Source organism: Flavobacterium hercynium, assembly GCF_002217285.1.
GTDB classification, from domain to species: domain Bacteria; phylum Bacteroidota; class Bacteroidia; order Flavobacteriales; family Flavobacteriaceae; genus Flavobacterium; species Flavobacterium hercynium.
The window spans coordinates 33387-53887 of sequence record NZ_MUGW01000026.1 but is presented as its reverse complement, the minus strand read 5'-3'; the positions used below and the strand labels follow the sequence as shown (position 1 = coordinate 53887).

25 protein-coding genes are annotated in these 20501 nt (G+C 33.8%); 12 read left to right on the top strand and 13 right to left on the bottom strand.

Features of this window, described 5'->3' with window-relative positions; genetic code table 11:
• Nucleotides 1-1035 precede the first annotated feature (1035 nt).
• Nucleotides 1036-1242 (top strand): hypothetical protein, encoded by a 207-nt coding sequence (locus tag B0A66_RS13325; RefSeq protein WP_089050340.1) that lies wholly within the window; start codon nucleotides 1036-1038, stop codon nucleotides 1240-1242.
• A gap of 172 nt (nucleotides 1243-1414) precedes the next feature.
• On the opposite strand, the gene B0A66_RS13320 is transcribed toward B0A66_RS13325, so the two are convergent.
• The 6 genes from B0A66_RS13320 to B0A66_RS13295 all read right to left on the bottom strand — a co-directional run bounded on the left by B0A66_RS13320 (nucleotide 1415) and on the right by B0A66_RS13295 (nucleotide 6824).
• Nucleotides 1415-2029 (bottom strand): arsenate-mycothiol transferase ArsC, encoded by a 615-nt coding sequence (locus tag B0A66_RS13320; RefSeq protein ID WP_089050339.1) that lies wholly within the window; start codon nucleotides 2027-2029, stop codon nucleotides 1415-1417.
• A 17-nt stretch (nucleotides 2030-2046) separates the two neighbouring features.
• Complete coding sequence (locus B0A66_RS13315) at nucleotides 2047-2520, bottom strand: DUF6428 family protein (protein ID WP_089050338.1); 474 nt, start codon at nucleotides 2518-2520, stop codon at nucleotides 2047-2049.
• An 89-nt stretch (nucleotides 2521-2609) separates the two neighbouring features.
• Nucleotides 2610-2939, bottom strand: a complete 330-nt coding sequence (locus tag B0A66_RS13310; protein WP_089050337.1) for an ArsR/SmtB family transcription factor — start codon at nucleotides 2937-2939, stop codon at nucleotides 2610-2612.
• Nucleotides 2940-3122: 183 nt separating this feature from the next.
• Nucleotides 3123-4541 (bottom strand): sugar MFS transporter, encoded by a 1419-nt coding sequence (locus B0A66_RS13305; protein WP_208862582.1) that lies wholly within the window; start codon nucleotides 4539-4541, stop codon nucleotides 3123-3125.
• A gap of 235 nt (nucleotides 4542-4776) precedes the next feature.
• Nucleotides 4777-6138 (bottom strand): HAMP domain-containing sensor histidine kinase, encoded by a 1362-nt coding sequence (locus B0A66_RS13300; RefSeq protein ID WP_089050336.1) that lies wholly within the window; start codon nucleotides 6136-6138, stop codon nucleotides 4777-4779.
• Entirely contained in the window at nucleotides 6135-6824 is a 690-nt protein-coding gene (locus B0A66_RS13295; protein WP_208862581.1) for a response regulator transcription factor, read from the bottom strand. The genes B0A66_RS13300 and B0A66_RS13295 overlap by 4 nt, the downstream gene beginning before the upstream one ends.
• A gap of 263 nt (nucleotides 6825-7087) precedes the next feature.
• Here B0A66_RS13295 and B0A66_RS13290 point away from each other — a divergent pair, with 263 nt between their 5' ends.
• Genes B0A66_RS13290 through B0A66_RS13280 form a run of 3 tightly spaced genes read left to right on the top strand, consistent with a single transcriptional unit; the run spans nucleotide 7088 to nucleotide 9360 of the window.
• Nucleotides 7088-8416 carry a hypothetical protein gene (locus B0A66_RS13290; protein WP_089050334.1) on the top strand — a complete coding sequence of 443 codons (1329 nt, stop codon included), beginning with the start codon at nucleotides 7088-7090 and terminating at the stop codon, nucleotides 8414-8416.
• Between the two features lie 12 nt (nucleotides 8417-8428).
• Complete coding sequence (locus B0A66_RS13285) at nucleotides 8429-8854, top strand: Dabb family protein (RefSeq protein WP_089050333.1); 426 nt, start codon at nucleotides 8429-8431, stop codon at nucleotides 8852-8854.
• A 35-nt stretch (nucleotides 8855-8889) separates the two neighbouring features.
• Nucleotides 8890-9360: a cupin domain-containing protein gene (locus B0A66_RS13280; protein WP_244283480.1), complete on the top strand. Its 471-nt coding sequence runs from the start codon at nucleotides 8890-8892 to the stop codon at nucleotides 9358-9360.
• Between the two features lie 68 nt (nucleotides 9361-9428).
• Here the strand turns inward: B0A66_RS13280 and B0A66_RS13275 are convergent, their stop codons facing one another.
• The 4 genes from B0A66_RS13275 to B0A66_RS13260 form a co-directional block, all read right to left on the bottom strand.
• A complete protein-coding gene (locus tag B0A66_RS13275; protein WP_089050332.1) occupies nucleotides 9429-9995 on the bottom strand; it encodes a Crp/Fnr family transcriptional regulator in 567 nt (188 codons plus the stop codon).
• Between the two features lie 4 nt (nucleotides 9996-9999).
• Nucleotides 10000-10809 (bottom strand): oxidoreductase, encoded by an 810-nt coding sequence (locus tag B0A66_RS13270; RefSeq protein WP_089050331.1) that lies wholly within the window; start codon nucleotides 10807-10809, stop codon nucleotides 10000-10002.
• 99 nt (nucleotides 10810-10908) lie between these two features.
• Nucleotides 10909-11322, bottom strand: a complete 414-nt coding sequence (locus tag B0A66_RS13265; protein WP_089050330.1) for a putative quinol monooxygenase — start codon at nucleotides 11320-11322, stop codon at nucleotides 10909-10911.
• Between the two features lie 131 nt (nucleotides 11323-11453).
• The gene (locus B0A66_RS13260; RefSeq protein ID WP_089050329.1) at nucleotides 11454-11894 is read right to left on the bottom strand and encodes a nuclear transport factor 2 family protein; all 441 of its coding nucleotides are present in this window, start codon (nucleotides 11892-11894) and stop codon (nucleotides 11454-11456) included.
• Nucleotides 11895-12023: 129 nt separating this feature from the next.
• On the opposite strand from B0A66_RS13260, the gene B0A66_RS13255 reads away from it, so the two are divergent.
• Nucleotides 12024-12398 carry a winged helix-turn-helix transcriptional regulator gene (locus B0A66_RS13255; protein ID WP_089050328.1) on the top strand — a complete coding sequence of 125 codons (375 nt, stop codon included), beginning with the start codon at nucleotides 12024-12026 and terminating at the stop codon, nucleotides 12396-12398.
• Nucleotides 12399-12486: 88 nt separating this feature from the next.
• On the opposite strand, the gene B0A66_RS13250 is transcribed toward B0A66_RS13255, so the two are convergent.
• Nucleotides 12487-12897 (bottom strand): hypothetical protein, encoded by a 411-nt coding sequence (locus B0A66_RS13250; RefSeq protein WP_089050327.1) that lies wholly within the window; start codon nucleotides 12895-12897, stop codon nucleotides 12487-12489.
• A 72-nt stretch (nucleotides 12898-12969) separates the two neighbouring features.
• Nucleotides 12970-13368: a hypothetical protein gene (locus B0A66_RS13245; RefSeq protein ID WP_089050326.1), complete on the bottom strand. Its 399-nt coding sequence runs from the start codon at nucleotides 13366-13368 to the stop codon at nucleotides 12970-12972.
• A 226-nt stretch (nucleotides 13369-13594) separates the two neighbouring features.
• On the opposite strand from B0A66_RS13245, the gene B0A66_RS13240 reads away from it, so the two are divergent.
• A complete protein-coding gene (locus tag B0A66_RS13240) occupies nucleotides 13595-14161 on the top strand; it encodes a Crp/Fnr family transcriptional regulator (protein ID WP_089050325.1) in 567 nt (188 codons plus the stop codon).
• A gap of 79 nt (nucleotides 14162-14240) precedes the next feature.
• Complete coding sequence (locus tag B0A66_RS13235; protein WP_089050440.1) at nucleotides 14241-14978, top strand: SDR family oxidoreductase; 738 nt, start codon at nucleotides 14241-14243, stop codon at nucleotides 14976-14978.
• 72 nt (nucleotides 14979-15050) lie between these two features.
• Here the strand turns inward: B0A66_RS13235 and B0A66_RS13230 are convergent, their stop codons facing one another.
• Complete coding sequence (locus tag B0A66_RS13230; RefSeq protein ID WP_089050324.1) at nucleotides 15051-15683, bottom strand: NAD(P)H-dependent oxidoreductase; 633 nt, start codon at nucleotides 15681-15683, stop codon at nucleotides 15051-15053.
• 203 nt (nucleotides 15684-15886) lie between these two features.
• Here B0A66_RS13230 and B0A66_RS13225 point away from each other — a divergent pair, with 203 nt between their 5' ends.
• Genes B0A66_RS13225 through B0A66_RS13205 form a run of 5 tightly spaced genes read left to right on the top strand, consistent with a single transcriptional unit; the run spans nucleotide 15887 to nucleotide 20500 of the window.
• Nucleotides 15887-17008, top strand: coding sequence for an NAD(P)/FAD-dependent oxidoreductase (locus B0A66_RS13225; RefSeq protein ID WP_089050323.1), 1122 nt, complete (start codon nucleotides 15887-15889; stop codon nucleotides 17006-17008).
• The gene (locus B0A66_RS13220; RefSeq protein WP_089050322.1) at nucleotides 17009-17722 is read left to right on the top strand and encodes a methyltransferase domain-containing protein; all 714 of its coding nucleotides are present in this window, start codon (nucleotides 17009-17011) and stop codon (nucleotides 17720-17722) included. It begins immediately after the preceding gene.
• Nucleotides 17719-18771, top strand: a complete 1053-nt coding sequence (locus tag B0A66_RS13215) for a type III polyketide synthase (RefSeq protein WP_089050321.1) — start codon at nucleotides 17719-17721, stop codon at nucleotides 18769-18771. The genes B0A66_RS13220 and B0A66_RS13215 overlap by 4 nt, the downstream gene beginning before the upstream one ends.
• A gap of 20 nt (nucleotides 18772-18791) precedes the next feature.
• A complete protein-coding gene (locus B0A66_RS13210) occupies nucleotides 18792-19229 on the top strand; it encodes a 3-hydroxyacyl-ACP dehydratase FabZ family protein (protein ID WP_089050320.1) in 438 nt (145 codons plus the stop codon).
• The gene (locus B0A66_RS13205) at nucleotides 19226-20500 is read left to right on the top strand and encodes a beta-ketoacyl-[acyl-carrier-protein] synthase family protein (RefSeq protein ID WP_089050319.1); all 1275 of its coding nucleotides are present in this window, start codon (nucleotides 19226-19228) and stop codon (nucleotides 20498-20500) included. Before B0A66_RS13210 ends, B0A66_RS13205 begins: the two co-directional genes overlap by 4 nt.
• Nucleotide 20501 lies beyond the last annotated feature (1 nt).

The following is a 20501-nucleotide window of genomic DNA, read 5'->3' as shown; positions in this document are numbered from 1 at the left end:
AAGCCGGATTAAAATCCGGCTCTACAATATTGGTCGAGCCTATGGCTCTTTGTAATTATAATCAGTCTTGTTATTTGGAATAACTTTATCAAAATTATCGTATCAAAGTTCCGTAGGAACGAAACATTTTGTAGCAACGGATTTTAATCCGTTGATTACAATAATGACCGATATTTATCAGATTTATTCGTAAATAGCACAAAATATAGGTCGTTCCTATGGAACTTTTTCCTATTCTAACGACAAAAGCCGGATTAAAATCCGGCCCTACAATATTGGTCGAGCCTATGGCTCTTTGTAATTATAATCAGTCTTGTTATTTGCAATAACTTTATCAAAATTATCGTATCAAAGTTCCGTAGGAACGAAACATTTTGTAGCAACGGATTTTAATCCGTTGATTACAATAATGACCGATATTAAAGTTCCATAGGAACGACCGATATTTATCAGATTTATTCGTAAATAGCACAAAATATCGGCCGTTCCTATGGAACTTTTTTCCTATTCTAATAACAAAAGCCGGATTAAAATCCGGCTCTACAATATGGGTCGAGCCTCTGGCTCTTTGGAATTATAATCAGTCTTGTTATTTGCAATAACTTTGTCAAAATTATCGTATCAAAATTCCGTAGGAACGAAACATTTTGTAGCAACGGATTTTAATCCGTTGATTACAATAATGACCGATATTAAAGTTCCATAAGAACGACCGATATTTATCAGATTTATTCGTAAATAGCACAAAATATCGGCCGTTCCTATGGAACTTTTTTCCTATTATAATGACAAAAGCCGGATTAAAATCCGGCTCTACAATATGGGTCGAGCCTCTGGCTCTTTGGAATTTATTCAATCTTGTTATCAAGAACAACTTTATCAAAATTATCGCATAAAAGTTCCGGAGGAACGACACATTTTGTAGCAACGGATTTTAATCCGTTGATCATAATAATGCCACCAACTAAAGTTCCATAGGAACGACCGATATTTATCAGCTTTATTCGTAAATAGCAAAAAATATCGGCCTTTCCTATGGAACTTTTTTCTATTCTAACGACAAAAGCCGGATTAAAATCCGGCCCTACAATATTGGTCGAGCCTCTGGCTCTTTCAAATTATACTCAGTCTTGTTATCGACAACAACTTTATCAAATCAAAGTTCCGGAGGAACGAAACATTTTTGTAGCAACGGATTTTAATCCGTTGATCATAATAATGCCACCAACTAAAGTTCCATAGGAACGACCGATATCTATCAGTATTATTCGTAAATAGCACAAAATATCGGTCGCTCCTATGGAACTTTTTCCTATTCTAACAATAAAAGCCGGATTAAAATCCGGCTCTACAATATTGGTCGAGCCTCTGGCTCTTTGGAATTAATTAAATCTTATCAATTTCTAAAATTTAATTATTTCTTGATTTTAGAAAAGACGTAAAACATTTCTGTTGCTATTTGCAAACTTCTTTGTGCATATATTTCATTCTGCATTAAAGTATTATCTGAAATTTTAGGGTCTTCAAATGTAATGGGAATTCTCTTTTCAGCACCTGCAATAAAAGGGCAACCTTCATCTGCTTGTGAGCACGTCATTATAGCTGCGAAATTAGAAACAGGATTAAAAGGATTATCATACTTTTTTGAAAAACCGATTATTGGTAACGAATTATCACTGTATTTGATGGCGTAAAGAGGATTATTGGTTTCATTAATTTTAAAAATATTAAATCCCTGATTAGATAATGTTTCTGCAACTTTAGGATACAATGCTGTTTCTTCTGTGCCTCCCGAATAACAAACCACATTCTCAATACCAAAGTAAGAAGCTGCAACTTGTGCCCAAACTTGTGATAGATGACTTCTACGTGAATTATGAGTGCAGATAAAATTGATGTTTATTTGCTTTTTATCCTTGACTTTTTGCTGAATAAAATCTACAAAAGGCTGTAATGTATTTTTACGTTCACTATTATTGAATGGTTTCCATTGTAGCTGTTGAATTGTTTTTGATAATAACGGATACATACTATCTTATATTCAAATTAACAACATCCTGAATCTGGAGTACAACAAGATCCTTCATTTACAGATAATTGTATTAAATTTTTCTTCTGCTTTTCAAAAGGAATACCGCAAGCATCCTGTGCCAGACAAGCCGTCGTTTTACTTTTCAGAATAAAGGTCTTTCCATTAAATTCAAGATCGTATTTACCAATGGTTTCGCTTTGATATTCTACTTCTATTTCGTTGTCTTCAATACCCAGTTTTTCTTCGGACAACTTGATGATATTTAATAATTTTACTGGCTTCAAACGATGTTCGTAATCATCGGCATTCCATAATTGAAAGTTTACTGTTTTTTCGTTTCGAATAACACCACCACAATCAATAAAGTTTTTAATAACCTGCCCCACTTCTGTAACATGAAAGTGTTCAGGTACAAATGTTCCGTTTTCTAATTGAAATTCAACATTCTCCAATGTTGGTAGAATTTCTTTGATTTCTGATAATTTCATAATAACTCAATTTTAAAATAATATAATCGATAATTAAACTAAAAACGTAATAAAGCAATATTACGATATTAAATGTTAAAAAAATGCTTTTAGCAGCATTCATCTACTTTTACATCCTGATTGAAAAAAAAGTTAAACTCTTCCTGAAATTGTTTCCACACTTTTTCTTCGATACAATAACAAACAGATTTCCCTTCTATTGAACCTTGAATGATTCCAATGTTTTTTAATTCTTTCAAATGTTGTGAAATTGTAGCCTGCGCTAATCCTAATTCCTCTACAAGATCATTACAAATACATGCTTTTTGATTAATGATGTATTGCAGGATTGCTATTCTGGCTGGATGTCCCAAAACTTTAAGAAGTGATGCCAGTTTGTTTTGTTCATCCTTATATATTTCTGTTTTTGTAACTCCCATTGCTGTATTTTTTAATATCGCAATATTACGATATTAAAATGACTAACAAAAAAATTTCTTCGTTTATTTTATATCTATCTGTAAAATTCAATAATTATGACCATCTAATATAAACAACAATAGGATCTAAATCCGAAGACTTAAATCCTATTGCTAAAATTATTTTCAATTATAAAAAACTAATTAATGCCCTGAAACATTTTTGCTGTGTTCTACAAAATGAAGCTTTTTCGAACAATATATTCCGAAGAAAAGAACGTATAAATAGCAGAAAACAGGAACTACAAATGATTTTTGTACGCCAAATTCAGAATCGGCAATAAAACCTTGAATTAATGGTACTAAAGCACCACCAAGAATCGCCATAACCAATAACGAAGAACCCTGGCTTGTGTATTTTCCTAGACCTGAAATACTCAAGGTAAAAATATTCGAGAACATAATAGAATTAAAAATCCCTACTCCCAACACGCCATACATTGCAATTTTTCCAGTAGATAAAATGGTAAAAATTAATAAAACAGCATTGATAGAAGCGAAAATTGCTAATGTTCTTGCCGGTTTCGATTTTCCGATAATGAATGCTATGAAATTCAATACTAAGAAAACCAGGAAGAAACTCATTTGACCAAATGTAAGATCAACAACACCATAAATAACAAGGAAAACGGCTGCAGCAGTCAAAATCATGTAAAGTGTTTTTTTAGTGTCGCTTAATCCTTGGTTTAATGAAATTGCCCCTAAAAAACGTCCGATCATTGAACCTCCCCAATACATGGCTAAGTAGTTCTTACTCATAGCTTCTGTTAATCCTGCAACGGTATCTAATTCTAAAAAACTAATAATAAAACTTCCAACTGCTACTTCTCCACCTACGTAAAAGAAAATAGCAAAAATTCCCAAACGTAAATGCGGAAACTTCAACGCTCCTAAACCTCCCTGCTCTGTTTCTTCAGACTGGAAAGAAGGCAATTTTACATTATAGATTAACAAGGCTACAAGAATTAGAATTCCTGCAAATACAAGGTACGGTATACGGGTTGCTTCGGCAGTGATAATGTGTTCTCCGCCTGATCCAAAAATTAAATAGCCTCCTAAAATAGGTGCGATTGTTGTACCAAAAGCATTAAATCCCTGTGTCATATTCAAACGTCCGGAAGCACTTTCTTCTGATCCTAATAAAGACACATAAGCATTTGCTGTAATTTGAAGAATGGTAAATCCAAGTCCTAAGACAAAAAGTGCGCCTAGAAATAATCCGTATACGGAGAAAGTCGCAGCAGGATAAAACAAAACGCAACCCACAGCTGACAATAAAATTCCGGCAAGCATTCCTTTTTTATAGCCTACTTTGTTGATAGGATCTCCTTTATAGTACGAAATGGTAAAATACAATAGCGATCCCAGAAAATAAGCCCCGAAAAAGCAAAACTGAACCAACATGGATTCAACAAAAGTTAAAGCGAATAATTTTTTTAAGTAAGGTATCAAAATATCATTCATACAGGTAATAAATCCCCACATGAAAAACAATAAGGTAATAGTAACCAACGGAACCGTGTAATTTGGCGCCGCTGCATTGGTGGTATTCTTAGTATTCATAAAGTATTTGTTTAATGCTGCAAAAGTAAGCATTGAGATTTACTTCTATTGTTAATTCGGTACTTCTTTTTTTATAAGCTGTAGGCTTTAAGCTTTAGGCAGTAGGCTTTGAACTGTGGGCAATCAACTTTCAGCTTTGAGCAATCATCAATCTAAATATCTAAATATCGAATAATCGAATAATCCAAAAATCTAAAATCTAAAAATCTAAAATCTAAAATCTGAAATCTGAAATTTACTTAAAAAGCGTAATCGTAAAAGTAGTTCCATTTCCGACAACGGAAGCAACATCGATTAAACCGTTATGAAGGCTAATAATTTGCTTGACAACAGACAATCCAACGCCGTAACCGTTGTCATAATTTTTGTTTTTTCCGCGATAAAATAAATTGTAGATCTGTTCGAGATCCGCTTCGGGGATTCCGATTCCGGTATCAGAAAACGTTAGCATGATTTTGTCTGATGACGCATTGATATCGACGTGACAAGAATGATTATCTGAGTATTTACAGGCGTTTTCCATAATATTCGAAAAAGCCATTTGCAGTAAATATGGATTTCCAAAGTAGTTGTAGTTGTTGGCATCTGTATCGTCAAGGTTCGTATAACTGATACCTATTTTATATTTGACTTCTTTTTTATTTAAAAGATTTAGTTTGGCATCAACCAGAACTTCATCTACTCGAAGATCAGCCATTTTAATTTGCGATCTATCATAATTAGCCCGTGCGAAATCGAGAAGCGATGTTGAAAGTTCAGACACGTGATTGGCTTCTTCTAAAGCATTGTCTAATGATGTCTTGTAATCGTCGATCGTTTTATTAAGTTCCTTTCCGAGTTCAATTTCAGCAATTAAAATCGAAAGGGGTGTTCGAAATTCATGTGAAATAGTGGTTACAAAATTCCGATGATTGTTGAAGGATTTCTCTAATCTATTGAAGGTTGCATTAAACGTTTGGGTAAGCTCATACAATTCATCTTTCGCTTTTGGAACGACAACACGTTTATCCAGATTATGCTCTGATATGTCTCTGATTTGAACAATGATGTCTTTTAACGGTTTTAGGGTGTAATACGAAAATCCAAAACCTATAATAAATATTAAAACAATCGAAATGAAATAAACATACAATACATTTTCCTTAAAAGCATTAATATGGTTCCAACCCGATACATCAATCGCTCTTCCGATAATATAATATTCTCTGTTATCGTCTGTATACAAAATACCTCTGTATTGGTACTTATGATCTGCCCAGTTTAGTGATCCCTTTTTTTTAATTGCCTTTAGAATCTTTTTATCACCAAGAGGCGGCATATTATCCGAAAAATAAAGGTCGGAGTTGCTGTCATAAACGCTAATATCTGCCTCATTCAGTACTTTTTTGTTTTTGGTGTGCAGAAATTTGATCAGTTCTTTATCGATCTGAGCATCAAATATAAACTCGGCTCTCCAGATAATTTTATAATCCAATCGATCATAGAATTCATCTTCTCTGTTTTTTTCGGATACGAAATAAACGCTGTAGGCAAAAACAAAAAGTATAAAAGCTGTTAAAATAGCATAAGCTAAAGCGGTTCTGGTTACTAATTTCATATCTTATTGCTTAAAATAAATCCCATTCCCACTTTGGTATGAATTAGTTTTTGCTCAAAACCTTTGTCAATTTTTTTTCTGAGGTAAGCAATGTAAACATCGATGTAATTGGTTCCGGTATCAAAATTATTGCCCCAAACATTATCAGCTATCTCATCGCGGGTCAGCAATCTTTCGGGATTTTGCATCATAAAGTGCAGTAAGTTAAACTCTTTTGGTGTCAGGTTTATAGTAAGTCCATCTCTGAAAATTACTTTTGTTCGTTTATCGAGAACAAGATCATTGTAGATAATTTGAGCGCTTTCTTCCTGCGATTGAACAGCATCGCTTTTACGATGTAATAAAGCCTTTACCCTTGCATACAATTCTCTTATCTCAAAAGGTTTTACGAGATAATCATCTGCTCCGGCATCAAATCCTTCGATCTTTTCATCGATAGTGCCAAGTGCGGTGAGCATAATGATAGGGATTTTTTTTCCTGAATGCCGAATTCGTTTGCAAAACGTAATACCATCCATGCCAACGAGCATAATGTCTGTAATAATTAAATCGAAATTTACTTTCTCAACAAGTATAAGTCCTTCCTCAGCCTCTTCTACAATATATACCTGATAACCCTGACTTTCTAATCCTCGTTTTAGCAGTGCAGAAACTCTATTGTTATCTTCAACTATTAAGATCTTCATTTGGTATTTGTTCATTTAAATCGAGATCAAATTTACAACAATAATTTGTTTTTCTAATAAGTCACTGTTTGCACTCTTAACAACCATCAACTCAAAAATCATTGTATTTCAACAACTTAAAACAAAAACAAGCGATTCTCTCATAACAATCTATAGCCTTTCTAATACTTTTCTAATAACCCAAACACCATGCTGAATCTACCTTTGTCTCATCAAAAACAAGTAGTAATCACTACCAAACAAAATGTAAATTCTAACGATACATGAAAACAAGTTATTTAAAAATTGGGATCTGCTTTTCTCTGTTAACAGGGTTAATCAATACGGTAAGTGCCCAAAAAAAGAACGATTTTGGAAACGCAACACTTACACATTATTTAAACGAAGAAAAAACTCGTTCGATACAATTTAGCGGTTACACCGAAATATGGGCACGTTACGCTGAACTTAATCCGGGAAGTCTTGTAAATGGCGAACAGGTCAATAGCATTTCAGACCTATCATTACGACGCGTACGTGTAAAAATGGCGTATCAGCCTACTGATAATTTTACGTTTGTATTGCAAGGTGGTTTAACAAATGTAAATGTGGCTTCTAAAACTACACCAACATTTGAACTTCTGGATGCTTACGCAGAATACAAATTCAACAATTTTATCGCTGCCGGTGCAGGACGATCTACGTGGAGAGGTTTATCGAGGTTTACTACAGGACCTTTGAACACTTTATTATATGATTTACCTTCTTATGCTACAGGAAATGCGGGTATTTCAGATGAAACAGTACGTCAATTAAGTGTTTATGCCAAAGGACAAGTCGGTAAATTCGATTATCGTTTGGTTATTGCAGACCCGTATACCAACGTAAGTGCTGATGCAAAATACAATGTAGCAAACTTCAGTAAAACACATCCGAATAAAGATTATTCAGGATACTTTAAATATGAGTTTTTTGAAACAGAAAACAACGCTTCACCTTTTCATTCCGGTACGTATAGCGGTAAAAAGAAAGTATTGGCATTAGGTGCAGGATTTGAATACATGCACAATGCTTTATGGCACTTAAACGAAACAGGAACCACGATAAATGATGATGAAAAGAGTTTTGCGGTTGATTTATTTTATGATACACCAATAAACAAAGATCGTGGAACCTCGTTTAGTGCTTATGCAATGGCAATGAACAATGATTATGGACCAAATTATACGCGTTACTCGGGAGTAAGTAATCCTGCAAGTGGCGTAAATGCTTCTATGAGCAGTCTTAATGGTGCCGGAAATACTTCTCCTGTTATTGGAACCGGTAATACTTACTATGTACAAATTGGCGGTACACTTCCGTACTTTAATAAAGCAAAAAACAATTTACAGTTACAGCCAGCAGGAAGTGTGATGTTATCTGATCTTGATGGATTACACGACAAAGCATTAACCTACGACGCAGGAGTTTCATTGCTAATGAATGGTATGTCGTCTCGCTTGACCTTAGATGCTCAAAACCGTCCTATCTATGCTTTAAATGACGCTAACCAAGCTACAGTATCCGATAGAAAATGGCAATATGTTTTAAAATACAGAATCGATTTTAACTAAAAACATACTATTATGGAAAGAAGAAATTTTATTATTAAGTCAGCAAGTGCGGGAGCCCTTGCCCTTACAGGAACAAAAGTATTGGCTAATACGATTGATGAAACAGCAATAGAAACAAAATCTAAAACAGTTTATTTTCATTACCTGTTGTTTTGGCTTAAACCTGAACTGACTGCTGCCGAGGTGAAGGATTTTCAGAACTTTTTTGAAGGACTTAAAAAACTGCCGTATGTAAAAAATGTACGCTACGGTGGTCCTGCAAATTCATCGCCAAGACCTGTTATGGATAACTCATTTACTTATAACGCTTCAATGGAATTTGATTCTTTAGAAGATTTAGAAACGTATGGTAAACTAGAAGGGCATCTTGCACTTGTGGCAAAATACAAACCTTTCTTTAACAAAATGATGGTACACGATTCCATCTACAATCAATAAAAAATAAAAAACAAACAATTTAAATTAACATCAAAATGAAAAAATTCTTAAACGGATTTATCCTAATTGCGGCCCTTATATTAGCCAACACCAACAATGCTCAAAGTCATAATCAAGTTAAAGTAAAAGCTCTGGAAGAAGAGTCTGATATTCCGGCTTACCGCCTAATCAATAAGGCTGATGGGTCTTGTTATTTCGAAAAGGGTTCTATTCCATCTTTAAAGCACATGAATACCGCTTCTTTCTGGTACAGCAACAAAACGGAAGAATGGGAAAAAAATGCGCATCCTGCACCTAGAAAACAATATGTGGTAACAGTAAAAGGAAAAATCAAATTTAAAGTATCTGATGGCACCACTTTTATAATAGAGCCTGGTGTTGTATTATTGGCAGAAGATCTAAAAGGTAAAGGACACAGCTGGGATATGGTAGATTCTGATGTTTGGGAGCGTCTTTATATTCCGATAACGGAAAATTCAGATGACCTTTTTGTAGCTGACAAATAATTTTCAGTTTTATAATTTTTAAGTAGACAAAAGCCTTCAAAGTCAATGATTTTGAAGGCTTTTTAAGTTTAAATATTCTTGCGTATTCTGCTTAACGATGATTGTGTAATTCCTAAATACGATGCCAGATACGAAAGCGGAACACGATTTGCCAGATTGGGAAAATTAGTTAGAAATTTAAGGTAACGTTCCTTTGCATCTTCTGTCATCATGGGGCTTATTCTATTTACTTTTTCCGCCAATGCTTTTGATGTAATTTTTGAAACAATTTTATCCCATTCAATAATGATACTTGACAATTCTTTCATTGCATTCTTCGATAATACTAAATATTTGCAATCCGTAACAGACTGAATATATTCGGTGGAAGGAATCTCTTGAGTATAGCTGTTAATATCTACCAGAAAATTGTTTTCATCAATAAAATACTTCGTTATTTCATCGCCTTTATGGTTAAAATAACAAATTCGCATAATTCCTTTTGTCAAAAAAATAACTTCATCAGGTATTTTTCCTGCTTCCTGATAATATTCTTCTTTTTTGATTTCCTTAAAATCAACTTTACTCTTGATCAATTCAATTTGTTGTTGATTCAGATTACCAAACTGTAGTAAATAATTAATTAGTCTTTCCATATCTTTATTTCATTTGACTCATCACCATTTTATCAAACAATCTATCTGATAATAATTTTCGTATCAATAAAAATGGCTTTGCATTACTTGCAGCATAACGTGCTTTTGGGCATTTTGCTTCGATACTTTTCGTGATAAGCTTTGCAATTTCAACTGCTTCTATCGCTTTATCTTTTTGGGTTGTATATGATTTTATTACCGCGTTTGCTAAATCTTTATAAACCGTTTCTCCTGAGACACGTTTTAAATCATCAGTTCCGCTTTCGATCATTTCAGATTTTGTTCCGCCTGGTTCAATTACAATTACATCTATACCAAATTGTTTTACTTCGTTTCGCAAACAGTCGCTTAATCCTTCGATTGCAAATTTGCTTGCGTGGTACCAACTACCTAATGGTAATCCGACTTTACCACCAATGGAAGAAATGTTTACAATTTTTCCAAATTTATTCTTTCGCATTTGCGGTAATACCAATTGTATCAAACGTGCCACACCAAATACATTTATTTCCATTTGATTTTTTGCTTCTGCCATCGAAACATCTTCTAAAGCTCCGTAAGATCCTAAACCTGCACTATTAATCAGGATATCTATACTTCCTGTTTCACTCAAAATAGCATTAACACAACTCACTATACTATCTTCTTTTGTAACATCTAAAACAATTGGTTTTACGCCACTTGCTTTTAAATCCTGCATTTTTTCTATTCTGCGTGCGGCACCGTAAACATTATAACCTTTCTGAGCCAAATAAATAGCTGTCGCTTTACCAATTCCTGCCGAAGCACCTGTAACCAAAACCGTTTTTTTCATTTTTAATGGATTGAAATTATTACGGTTGTAAAATTATTTCAACAAAAAAGAAAAGGATTTGCCATTTGGCAAAAAGTAATTTTGTACTTCTAAAAATTATTAATCGTACTTTCTAAATAGTACTGGCATTGTTTTGACATCTAATGCATCCATTTCTACGAGTTTCAACGACTTCACCATTTTAAGTGTGGAATTTTTATAAAGTAAAAAGTGAGGCGTTTTTAAATGTGCCTGATATGCTTCTTTGTCTGCGTAGATTTCAAGTATTCTAACTCGATTCGGATTTTCTTTTTCAAACATTGGAAAAATAGCGATTACACCTGGTTCCAATCTAACAGAAGCTTCTGACTCTTCTTTTAGTATCTTTTTGTATTCATCAAGATGTGCATGTTCAATTTCTATTTCAGCAATTCGTACCATTTGATCTTTCTTTTGTGCGAAAGCATTATTACAAATAAACAAAGATGAAAATGTGACAAACATTAAAACTGTATTTTTAGAAGGTATTTTCATAATTTATTGTTTCTTTTATTTTAGTGAAAATTTAAATGGAATATCATCAAATATAAAGTAAAATCAAAAATGAAAAGCGAATAAATCAAAAAAGGTAATCAACAGTTTTGTCGATTACCTTTTTTTACCATTTAATTTTTTAACGATCGTGCCTCAATAATAATAAAAAAACCGACACGCTCTTTGATAAGCCATTTTCCGTTTTCCAGAATGTATTGGTCTTCATATTTTACACTATAATCTGTAATAGTATCAGCTCCTTCATGCTCTCTAATCATTTTAATCTGTGAAAAAGAAACTCCAGAAGCAGTATCACCGTCAATTTTTACCGTATGTTGACCGTTCAATGTAAAATATGTTTTTACCAAAGATGCATGTCCGGTAAACTCCTTTTCCAAAACATCGGTTCCTTTAGTATTAGCAACTTCTACTCCGTTCATAAAAACCTTGTAAACAGCATCTTTTATAAAAAGCTGCATTACTTCTGAAATCTTTTTGTCATCGCCTAAATAAGCATAAGCATCAATTAAATTTCTTAAATCTTCTTTTGTTTTTAAAATTTCTAGTGTCATAATTGATTGTATTAATAGTTGAAAATTTATTTGTTTCTTTTTAAATCCTGAACAAAATTAATTTACATTTGCTTACATTTTATTACTTGTTACCTAAAGGTTAGCGAGTAACCAAACAAAAACGCTATTATGGAAAAGCAAAATGAAACACCGGAAGTCAATAAAGAATTTACTCAGGAATGCAATACAATACTAACAGCAGTAAGCGATGCACTATATGTGATTGGCGGTAAATGGAAGCTTATGATTATTATTGCGATGGCAAGAGGAAACAATCGTTTTTCAGAATTGCAACGACAGGTAAAAGGCATTTCTGCACGTGTACTTTCGAGTGAGCTCAAAGATCTTGAACTCAACGGATTCATTATAAAAAAAGTAGCGGTTGGATATCCTGTAACTATTGAATATGAATTGTTACCCTACAGCCATACATTAGAAGAACTTGTAGGCGCAATGACGAGATGGGGAATTCAACATAGAGAGAAAATCAAAAATGAGGGATGATAAAAATGCATTGTGTTATAAATTTAATTATCACAAAAGAATATTATAATTAAATTTTACTATATCAAAATGAGGTAAATTAGAAAAATCATTCTGTATAGCATTGACCACTTAAATTTTGGCTAGAGAATAAATCCCATATGACTTCATTACCTTCTAATTTAATTACTGTATTACTAACTTTAACCCCTTTAATATCTAATTTTTGATGAAAATTATCCCCAAAAAAGGATTTAATTTTCAAACTATAATAATTTCCAATTCTAATTTTTTTGCAATTATTATTTATTTGCTTCATTGAAACAATCTTTATAATTGAGTCATTTCTTCTCGCATATAATAAATAAATATTATCAATTGAATCCATTTTAACAATTTCAAATTTACCAACCTTACTCAATTCATTTTCTTTTTCTTTTAATTTTACCGTTTCTTTCATCTTACTTACACATGAAATAAATATAAAAAATGACATTAATACTATTATATATTTCTTCATAAACATATCTTAAAACTATTTTTGAATTATTAAAAGGCTTTATTTGGCATTAGATTTACATTGATGATAATTTTACTTATTATCGGTTTTTTTCCAAACCAAAGCCGACGCTTCGACGTCATTAATCATAACCCTTAATTTTTTATTGTTTTTTACAGAAAAGATTAATTCTTGCTTACTATTATTGGACAAAAGAGTTAGCACTGAACCTTTGGTATTCCAAATACCTTCTTCAATTTCTGTTTCGCGAATAATATTTCTTCTTGCAAGCTTTTTTGATCCATAGGTCTGAAATATTATTTTATATGTATTATCCACATACAGAGTTAACAAGTTAATATTATATGTTCTAAATTTTGGACTTTCTACTTTTCCTTCAAATCTATATGAAGTTGATTCTGCAATTTGAGCTTTGGTGGTATTAAAAAATAACATAAAGAATACTGCGATAAAGAATCTTATTTTTTTCATTATAATTTAATTTACATCAATTTGTGATGCTAATTTATTAGCTTTCTTATAAGACAATAGTACTGTTATATTTCTTAATTTACAAAAACAAAATTATATTTCAATATAAATTCAATTCCATAATCTATATTCTTACTAGTACTAAAAAACTAAACAAAAACTATTCCTCCCAAACTTTTTACCAAATGATAATTCATAAAAAAATAATTTTTCAGAACTTGCATTTATGAAAGAACTTGATGATTATATTTTGCAATTTGGTAATTTGAATGATCAACAATTAGCGTTTATCAAAAAAAAGGCAATAGCAATTGATCTTCAAAAAGACGATTATTTTTCTGAGGCAGGAAAAATTCCAATGCAGGTTGGTTTTATTGTCGAAGGTGTTATTCGGGGTTGTTATTACAACAATAAAGGAGAAGAAATAACACGCTGTTTTATTGCTGAAAATAGTTTTGTGGTCGATTATGTCAATTTAGAAGCTAATACTTCGTCTTCAGAATATCTGCAAGCTGCTACTGCCTGCAAACTTCTTGTGTTTTCTAAACAAGATTGGGAAGAACTGGCTCAAACTATTATAGGCTGGGATGTTATAAGAAGCAAAATATTTCAAAATTGCCTGTATCTAAAATCCAGAAAAGGTCCCGTTATTTCACAAGATGCAACCACACGTTATTTAGAATTTATGACTAATTATCCATCATTAATTAATCGGGTTCCGCTGGCATACATCGCATCGTATTTGGGTGTTACGCAACAATCTTTAAGCAGAATTAGAAAAAATATCCGCTGATCTCGTTTTTTACCAAATGGTAAACCATTTCATTTTTATACGTTGCAATTTTGCTTTGTTAAATATAAAAATTATGAAAATGAAATCAGTACTAATTACCGGAGCCAACAAAGGCATAGGCTTTGAAACAGCGAAACAATTATTACAACAAGGATTTTACGTATATCTCGGCAGTCGTGATCTGACAAACGGAAACGAAGCTGTTGAAAAACTAAAGCAAGAAGGTCTTACCAATGTAGAAACTGTAGAACTGGATGTTACGAATGAAAACTCAGTAAAAGCAGCCCGTGAAGCAATTGGAAAAAAAACAACCGAATTAGATATCCTCATTAACAATGCGGGAATAAACGGAGGAATGTCTTATACTGCGCTTGAAGCTAATAGTGATCAGTTTCTAAAAACTTTTGATACGAACGTATTTGGTGTAGCGAGAGTTACACAGGCATTTATTGACTTACTAAAAAAAGCAACAGCGCCCAGAATTGTAAATGTAAGTACAAGTGTAGGTTCACTAACCTTGCAAAGTGATCCCAACTGGCCAGCGTATGATTATGCCAAATATGCTGTTTATGGTGCATCAAAAGCAGCGTTGAACATGTATACCGTTCATTTGGCTTACGAATTGCGTGATACCAATATAAAGGTAAATGCCGTTTGTCCCGGTTACACCAAAACTGATTTTACCAATCATAACGGTGGTGAGGTGTCAACAGCAGCAAAACGAATTATAAAATATGCTTTGATCGATGAAAATGGTCCGAGTGGTAAATTTTTCAGTGAAGAAACGAATCCGGAAACTGGAGAAATTCCGTGGTAGAATAGCATTATACAATAAAAAAATGTAAAAGTCTCTCTACAATTGGAGACTTTTACATTCTTAAAAATTCAATTACTTAACTTCAGTAATAAAAATTTCTTTTGGAGTTCTCACTTTTTTCATGTTTACCAACCAATCGTTAGCTTCGTCTCTGTAACCAAGTGGTAAAATTACAGCACTTTTTAATCCTTTCTCTTTCAGACCTAAAATCTTATCCAATTCTTCCGGAAGAAAACCTTCCATTGGCGTTGCATCTACTTTTTGTTCTGCAGCTGCTGCCATTGCAATTCCTAATGCAATATAAGCCTGACGTGCTGCATGATTTGCATGCCATTCTTGTGAAAGTGGCTCATACATACCCCAAAGTCTTGCTTTATAATCGTCCATTGTATCAGCAGGAAGTCCTCTTTCTTCAAGTGTTCTTGCAAAAACTTTTTCGATTTTTTCTAGAGAATAACCATCCCAGGCAGCAAAAACCAATAAATGAGAACAATCCGTAATTTGACTTTGATCCCATCCGATAGCTTTAATTTTACCTAACAAATCAGCATTTGTTACTACAAATACTTCGTAAGGCTGTAATCCTGATGATGAAGGCGAAAGTCTTGTCGCTTCTATAATATAATCTACTTTTTCTTGTGGTACGATATTGCCATTCATTTTTTTGGTCGCATAGCGCCATTGCAAATCTTCTATTAAACTCATGTGTAGTATTTTTAAAATTTCTACTGTAAATTTATGAAATAATGACGCTTCGCAGAATATCAAAACACTATTAAAATGTAAAAAGTAATGAACATTTCAGTCTAACAAAATCTTCCTGTTTTTTAATACAAATGATATAATTTTTCATATAAAAAAAATCGATACAGCACATCTTCTATTTTATTTATCTCTAAATTGCTTGTATGGAAATAAATACAGATGTACTTATTATTGGCGGCGGACTTGCAGGACTGACAAGTGCAATTCACTTATCAAAATTAGGGTTAAGCGTAACCCTGATCGAAAAATCTGCTTATCCCAGACATAAAGTTTGTGGCGAGTATATTTCCAACGAAATTTTATCTTATTTAAACTGGCTTGAACTTGACGTATCAGAATTAAAGCCAACCAAGATCTCTCAATTTGAATTTACAACGCCACATAAAATTGCAAAAGCAAAACTTCCATTAGGAGGATTTGGCATTAGCCGTTTTGAACTCGATCAATTTTTATATAAAAAAGCACTCTCCAATGGCTGTTCTGTTATAATAGAAAATGTTACTGATGTTTCTTTTGACAATGAACTTTTTAAAGTTACAACCACCAATCAAATCCTAACAGCAAAAATTGTTCTGGGAGCTTATGGCAAACGCTCGAATATAGACCAGGTTTTGTCACGCAACTTTATTAAAAAAAAATCGCCTTGGCTGGCAGTCAAAGCGCATTACACAGGAAACATCGCTAATGATACCGTTGCTTTACACAATTTTAATGGCGGCTACTGCGGTGTATCTAAAGTTGAAAATGACATTATAAACATTTGCTATCTGGCGGATTACAAAACTTTCGGAAAATATAAAAACATCGAAGAATACCAGCAAAATATTCTTTACAAGAACAAAGATCTTAAGACTATTTTTGAGAATAGCACTCCCCTTTTCGATAAACCTATTACAATAAGTCAAATTTCTTTTGACAAAAAAGCTCCTGTAGAAAATCATATCATAATGATTGGCGATACTGCAGGACTTATTCATCCGCTGTGTGGAAACGGTATGGCAATGGCAATTCACAGCGCCAAAATAGCTACTGAATTAATTTTTGATTTTCATAATGGATTGCTTTCAAGATCGCAATTAGAAAAAAGATATTCAAAAGAGTGGAAAAAACAGTTTGGCTCAAGATTGTTATTCGGTAGGACGCTGTCTAAAATACTAACGCAAAAGAAAACTACAAATCTTCTTGTTGGGCTGTTGGCATCATTCCCAAGATTATTGCCTTTAATCATAAGAAAAACGCACGGTAAACCTATAGCAATTAATTAAATGGCACTAAATACGACATTCAGAACACAAGAAACGGAGATCATGGACGATTTCATGCTCGAAGGCGAAGAATTGCGTCTCGCTTTAGATCAGATCGCAAGCATAAATCAATTTTTAGGAGGTAATACTATTACGTTAGGTGGCATTAAAAAATTACTAAAAAAAACAAACGTTTCTCAACCAATAATAATCGTAGATGTAGGTTGTGGCAATGGCGATATGCTCAGAATGCTTGCTGATTACGGCACTAAAAACAATTTAAATTTTAAACTTATTGGAATCGATGCCAATGCTTTTACAATTAATTACGCTAAAAGATTATCTGAAAATTTCCCGAATATTGAATATCAATGTATCGATATTTTTAGTGAAGAATTTAGTGCTCTGAAATTTGATATTGTTTTATGCACCCTAACGCTACATCATTTTAGCAATGAAGAAATTTTAAATTTAATTACTACCTTTAATAAGAATGCAAGTCTGGGAGTTGTAATAAACGATTTAGAGCGCAGTAAACTCGCCTACCGACTTTTTCAATTGGTATGCATCGTTTTCAATTTAAATAAAATGTCACGAGAAGATGGTCAGGTTTCTATACTAAGAGGATTTAAACGCCAGGAACTGGAAGAATTTTCAAAAAAAATAAACCTAAAAAAATATACAATTAACTGGAAATGGGCTTTTAGATACCAATGGATAATTACTAAACAATGAGTGTAAAAATAACTACAGTTGCCAAGCAACTGCCAAAATATTCCCGTACAACCGAAGATATTCTTCCGCTTTTAGACGGCTGGCTTTACGGACAAGACGAACGCTTTATCAGGAAAGTAAAGAAGATTTTCGAAGGAGCCGCAGTAGACAAACGCTATTCTATAATGGAACCGCACGAAGTTTTTACGTCAACCTCTTTTGAAGAAAAAAATGATATTTACTGTCGGGAAGTCATTATTCTGGGTGAACAGGTGCTGGAAAAAGCACTGAACAAATCTTGTTGGGATCCTCAAACACTTGACTACATCATTACAGTAAGTTGTACCGGAATCATGATACCTTCTCTGGATGCTTATCTAATCAATAAAATGAATCTGCGTCAAGACATTGTTCGTTTACCAGTAACCGAAATGGGATGCGCAGCCGGAATATCAGGTATTATTTATGCTAAAAACTTTCTGAAAGCCAATCCAAACAAACGTGCTGCCGTTATTGCAGTAGAATCACCAACGGCTACTTTTCAGCTCGACGATTATTCAATGCCAAACATCGTAAGTGCCGCTATTTTTGGTGATGGTGCTGCGTGTTGCCTGCTATCGTCTTATGAAGAAGATGCCGGACCCGAAATTGTAGACGAGCAAATGTATCATTTTTATGATGCTGAACACATGATGGGTTTTAAACTCACTAATAATGGACTGCAAATGGTTTTAGATATCGAAGTTCCAAACACAATTGCAGACCATTTTGATGCGATCATTCATCCGTTTTTAGAGAAAAACAACTTAAATGTTACAGACATAGATCACATGATCTTTCATCCTGGAGGAAAAAAAATCATTACTACCGTTGAAGCCCTCTTTTCCGGATTAGGCAAAAACATTGATGATACGAAAGAAGTTCTCAAACAATATGGCAATATGTCGAGTGCAACGGTGTTGTACGTTTTAGAACGCATCATAGATAACAATCCAAAATCAGGAGAAAAAGGACTTATGCTTAGTTTTGGTCCCGGATTTTCGGCACAACGCATTTTATTACAATGGTAAAATTATAAAAAACAGATACTATGGATTTTAAAGATATTATAGCAAAACTTCCTTACAGCGAGCCTTTTTTGTTTGTAGATGAAATACTTCAAGCTGACGAAAATGGTATTACAGGAACGTATACTTTTAGAGAAGACCTTGATTTTTACAAAGGACATTTCAAAAATAATCCGGTTACACCCGGTGTCATTTTAACAGAAACAATGGCTCAAATCGGAATGGTTTGTCTGGGCATTTATTTAGTGGGCAACGATTTACAAAAAGAAACTGTCGTAGCGTTTACTTCTGCTGATATGCAATTTCTAAAACCAGTTTATCCTAACGAAAAAGTAACAGTAACGTCACAAAAAACATTTTTCAGATTTGGAAAACTCAAATGCGATGTAGTAATGAAAAACGAAGCGGGACAAGAAGTCTGTAAAGGCATTGTTGCCGGTATGATTACAACAAAGCTATGAAAAAGCGTGTGGTCATAACAGGTCTCGGTGTTGTTGCTCCTAACGGGGTTGGAATTCCAGCATTTACTCATGCGATAAAAAACGGAATCTCTGGTATACGTCACGATACACAATTAAAAGAACTTCAGTTTTCTTGTCAAATAGCGGGAAAACCTCAAATTTCTGATGCGCTAATTTCGCAATATTTTACAGAATTAGAACTGCGTGGTTTTAATAGTACCGGAATTCTATACGGCGTTATAGCGGGTATAGAAGCTTGGAAAAATGCAGGATTAGCTGTAGAAAACAATCCTGAACCGGATTGGGATAGCGGAACTATCTTTGGTTCCGGAACTTCGGGAATCGATAAATTTCGCGAAAGCATTTATAAAATAGACGATTTACAAACCCGCAGACTTGGCAGTACCGTTGTAGCACAAACCATGAACAGTGGTATAAGCGCTTATTTGGGTGGCAAATTAGGTCTGGGAAATATTGTTACAACCAATTCTTCGGCATGTTCTACGGGAACAGAAGCTATTATAATGGCTTACGATCGCATACAATCCGGTCAGGCAAAACGTATTCTGGCAGGAAGTACCGGAGATAGCGGACCTTATATATGGGCAGGATTTGATGCGTTGCGGGTTTGCAGTTCCAAATACAATGAAAATCCTGAGCAAGGTTCACGTCCGATGAGTGCTTCTGCTGCGGGGTTTGTACCCGGAAGCGGTGCGGGAGCTTTAGTCATCGAAGATTTAGAAACCGCCTTAGAACGTGGTGCAATTATTTATGCCGAAATTCTGGGTGGCAACGTAAACTCTGGTGGACAAAGAGGAAACGGAAGCATGACCGCACCCAACAGTACGGCAGTGCAACGATGCATCACAACCGCATTAGGTGTTTCTGCTATAACTGCAAATGATGTCGACGCTATAAACGGTCATCTTACTGCAACTACAAAAGATGGTCTGGAAATCGAAAATTGGGCAAAGGCTTTAGGCCGACATGGTGCTGACTTTCCGTATATCAACTCTTTAAAGTCATTAACCGGACATTGCCTTAGTGCTGCCGGAAGTATCGAAAGTGTTGCAAGCGTATTGCAGCTTCATGAAAATTTTATTTTCGGTAATACGAATTGTGACGATCTTCATCCCGAAATTGTAACTCATATTGATCCTTCCAGAATTCCATTAAAAACAATCGAAACAAGTCCTACTATTATTGCCAAAGCAAGTTTTGGTTTTGGTGATGTGAATGCTTGTGTCATTTTTAAAAAGTTCCAACAATAAA

Excerpts from the sequence above, each read along its gene's own strand:
- B0A66_RS13230 (WP_089050324.1), bottom strand. The coding sequence starts at position 15,683 with ATGAGTTTAATAGAAGATTTGCAATGGCGCTATGCGACCAAAAAAATG.
- B0A66_RS13205 (WP_089050319.1), top strand. The coding sequence starts at position 19,226 with ATGAAAAAGCGTGTGGTCATAACAGGTCTCGGTGTTGTTGCTCCTAAC.
- B0A66_RS13310 (WP_089050337.1), bottom strand. The coding sequence starts at position 2,939 with ATGGGAGTTACAAAAACAGAAATATATAAGGATGAACAAAACAAACTG.
- B0A66_RS13220 (WP_089050322.1), top strand. The coding sequence starts at position 17,009 with ATGGCACTAAATACGACATTCAGAACACAAGAAACGGAGATCATGGAC.
- B0A66_RS13295 (WP_208862581.1), bottom strand. The coding sequence starts at position 6,824 with ATGAAGATCTTAATAGTTGAAGATAACAATAGAGTTTCTGCACTGCTA.
- B0A66_RS13255 (WP_089050328.1), top strand. The coding sequence starts at position 12,024 with ATGGAAAAGCAAAATGAAACACCGGAAGTCAATAAAGAATTTACTCAG.
- B0A66_RS13300 (WP_089050336.1), bottom strand. The coding sequence starts at position 6,138 with ATGAAATTAGTAACCAGAACCGCTTTAGCTTATGCTATTTTAACAGCT.
- B0A66_RS13325 (WP_089050340.1), top strand. The coding sequence starts at position 1,036 with ATGGAACTTTTTTCTATTCTAACGACAAAAGCCGGATTAAAATCCGGC.
- B0A66_RS13280 (WP_244283480.1), top strand. The coding sequence starts at position 8,890 with ATGAAAAAATTCTTAAACGGATTTATCCTAATTGCGGCCCTTATATTA.
- B0A66_RS13290 (WP_089050334.1), top strand. The coding sequence starts at position 7,088 with ATGAAAACAAGTTATTTAAAAATTGGGATCTGCTTTTCTCTGTTAACA.
- B0A66_RS13265 (WP_089050330.1), bottom strand. The coding sequence starts at position 11,322 with ATGAAAATACCTTCTAAAAATACAGTTTTAATGTTTGTCACATTTTCA.
- B0A66_RS13305 (WP_208862582.1), bottom strand. The coding sequence starts at position 4,541 with ATGAATACTAAGAATACCACCAATGCAGCGGCGCCAAATTACACGGTT.
- B0A66_RS13215 (WP_089050321.1), top strand. The coding sequence starts at position 17,719 with ATGAGTGTAAAAATAACTACAGTTGCCAAGCAACTGCCAAAATATTCC.
- B0A66_RS13260 (WP_089050329.1), bottom strand. The coding sequence starts at position 11,894 with ATGACACTAGAAATTTTAAAAACAAAAGAAGATTTAAGAAATTTAATT.
- B0A66_RS13210 (WP_089050320.1), top strand. The coding sequence starts at position 18,792 with ATGGATTTTAAAGATATTATAGCAAAACTTCCTTACAGCGAGCCTTTT.
- B0A66_RS13270 (WP_089050331.1), bottom strand. The coding sequence starts at position 10,809 with ATGAAAAAAACGGTTTTGGTTACAGGTGCTTCGGCAGGAATTGGTAAA.
- B0A66_RS13320 (WP_089050339.1), bottom strand. The coding sequence starts at position 2,029 with ATGTATCCGTTATTATCAAAAACAATTCAACAGCTACAATGGAAACCA.
- B0A66_RS13240 (WP_089050325.1), top strand. The coding sequence starts at position 13,595 with ATGAAAGAACTTGATGATTATATTTTGCAATTTGGTAATTTGAATGAT.
- B0A66_RS13225 (WP_089050323.1), top strand. The coding sequence starts at position 15,887 with ATGGAAATAAATACAGATGTACTTATTATTGGCGGCGGACTTGCAGGA.
- B0A66_RS13285 (WP_089050333.1), top strand. The coding sequence starts at position 8,429 with ATGGAAAGAAGAAATTTTATTATTAAGTCAGCAAGTGCGGGAGCCCTT.
- B0A66_RS13315 (WP_089050338.1), bottom strand. The coding sequence starts at position 2,520 with ATGAAATTATCAGAAATCAAAGAAATTCTACCAACATTGGAGAATGTT.
- B0A66_RS13275 (WP_089050332.1), bottom strand. The coding sequence starts at position 9,995 with ATGGAAAGACTAATTAATTATTTACTACAGTTTGGTAATCTGAATCAA.
- B0A66_RS13245 (WP_089050326.1), bottom strand. The coding sequence starts at position 13,368 with ATGAAAAAAATAAGATTCTTTATCGCAGTATTCTTTATGTTATTTTTT.
- B0A66_RS13235 (WP_089050440.1), top strand. The coding sequence starts at position 14,241 with ATGAAATCAGTACTAATTACCGGAGCCAACAAAGGCATAGGCTTTGAA.
- B0A66_RS13250 (WP_089050327.1), bottom strand. The coding sequence starts at position 12,897 with ATGAAGAAATATATAATAGTATTAATGTCATTTTTTATATTTATTTCA.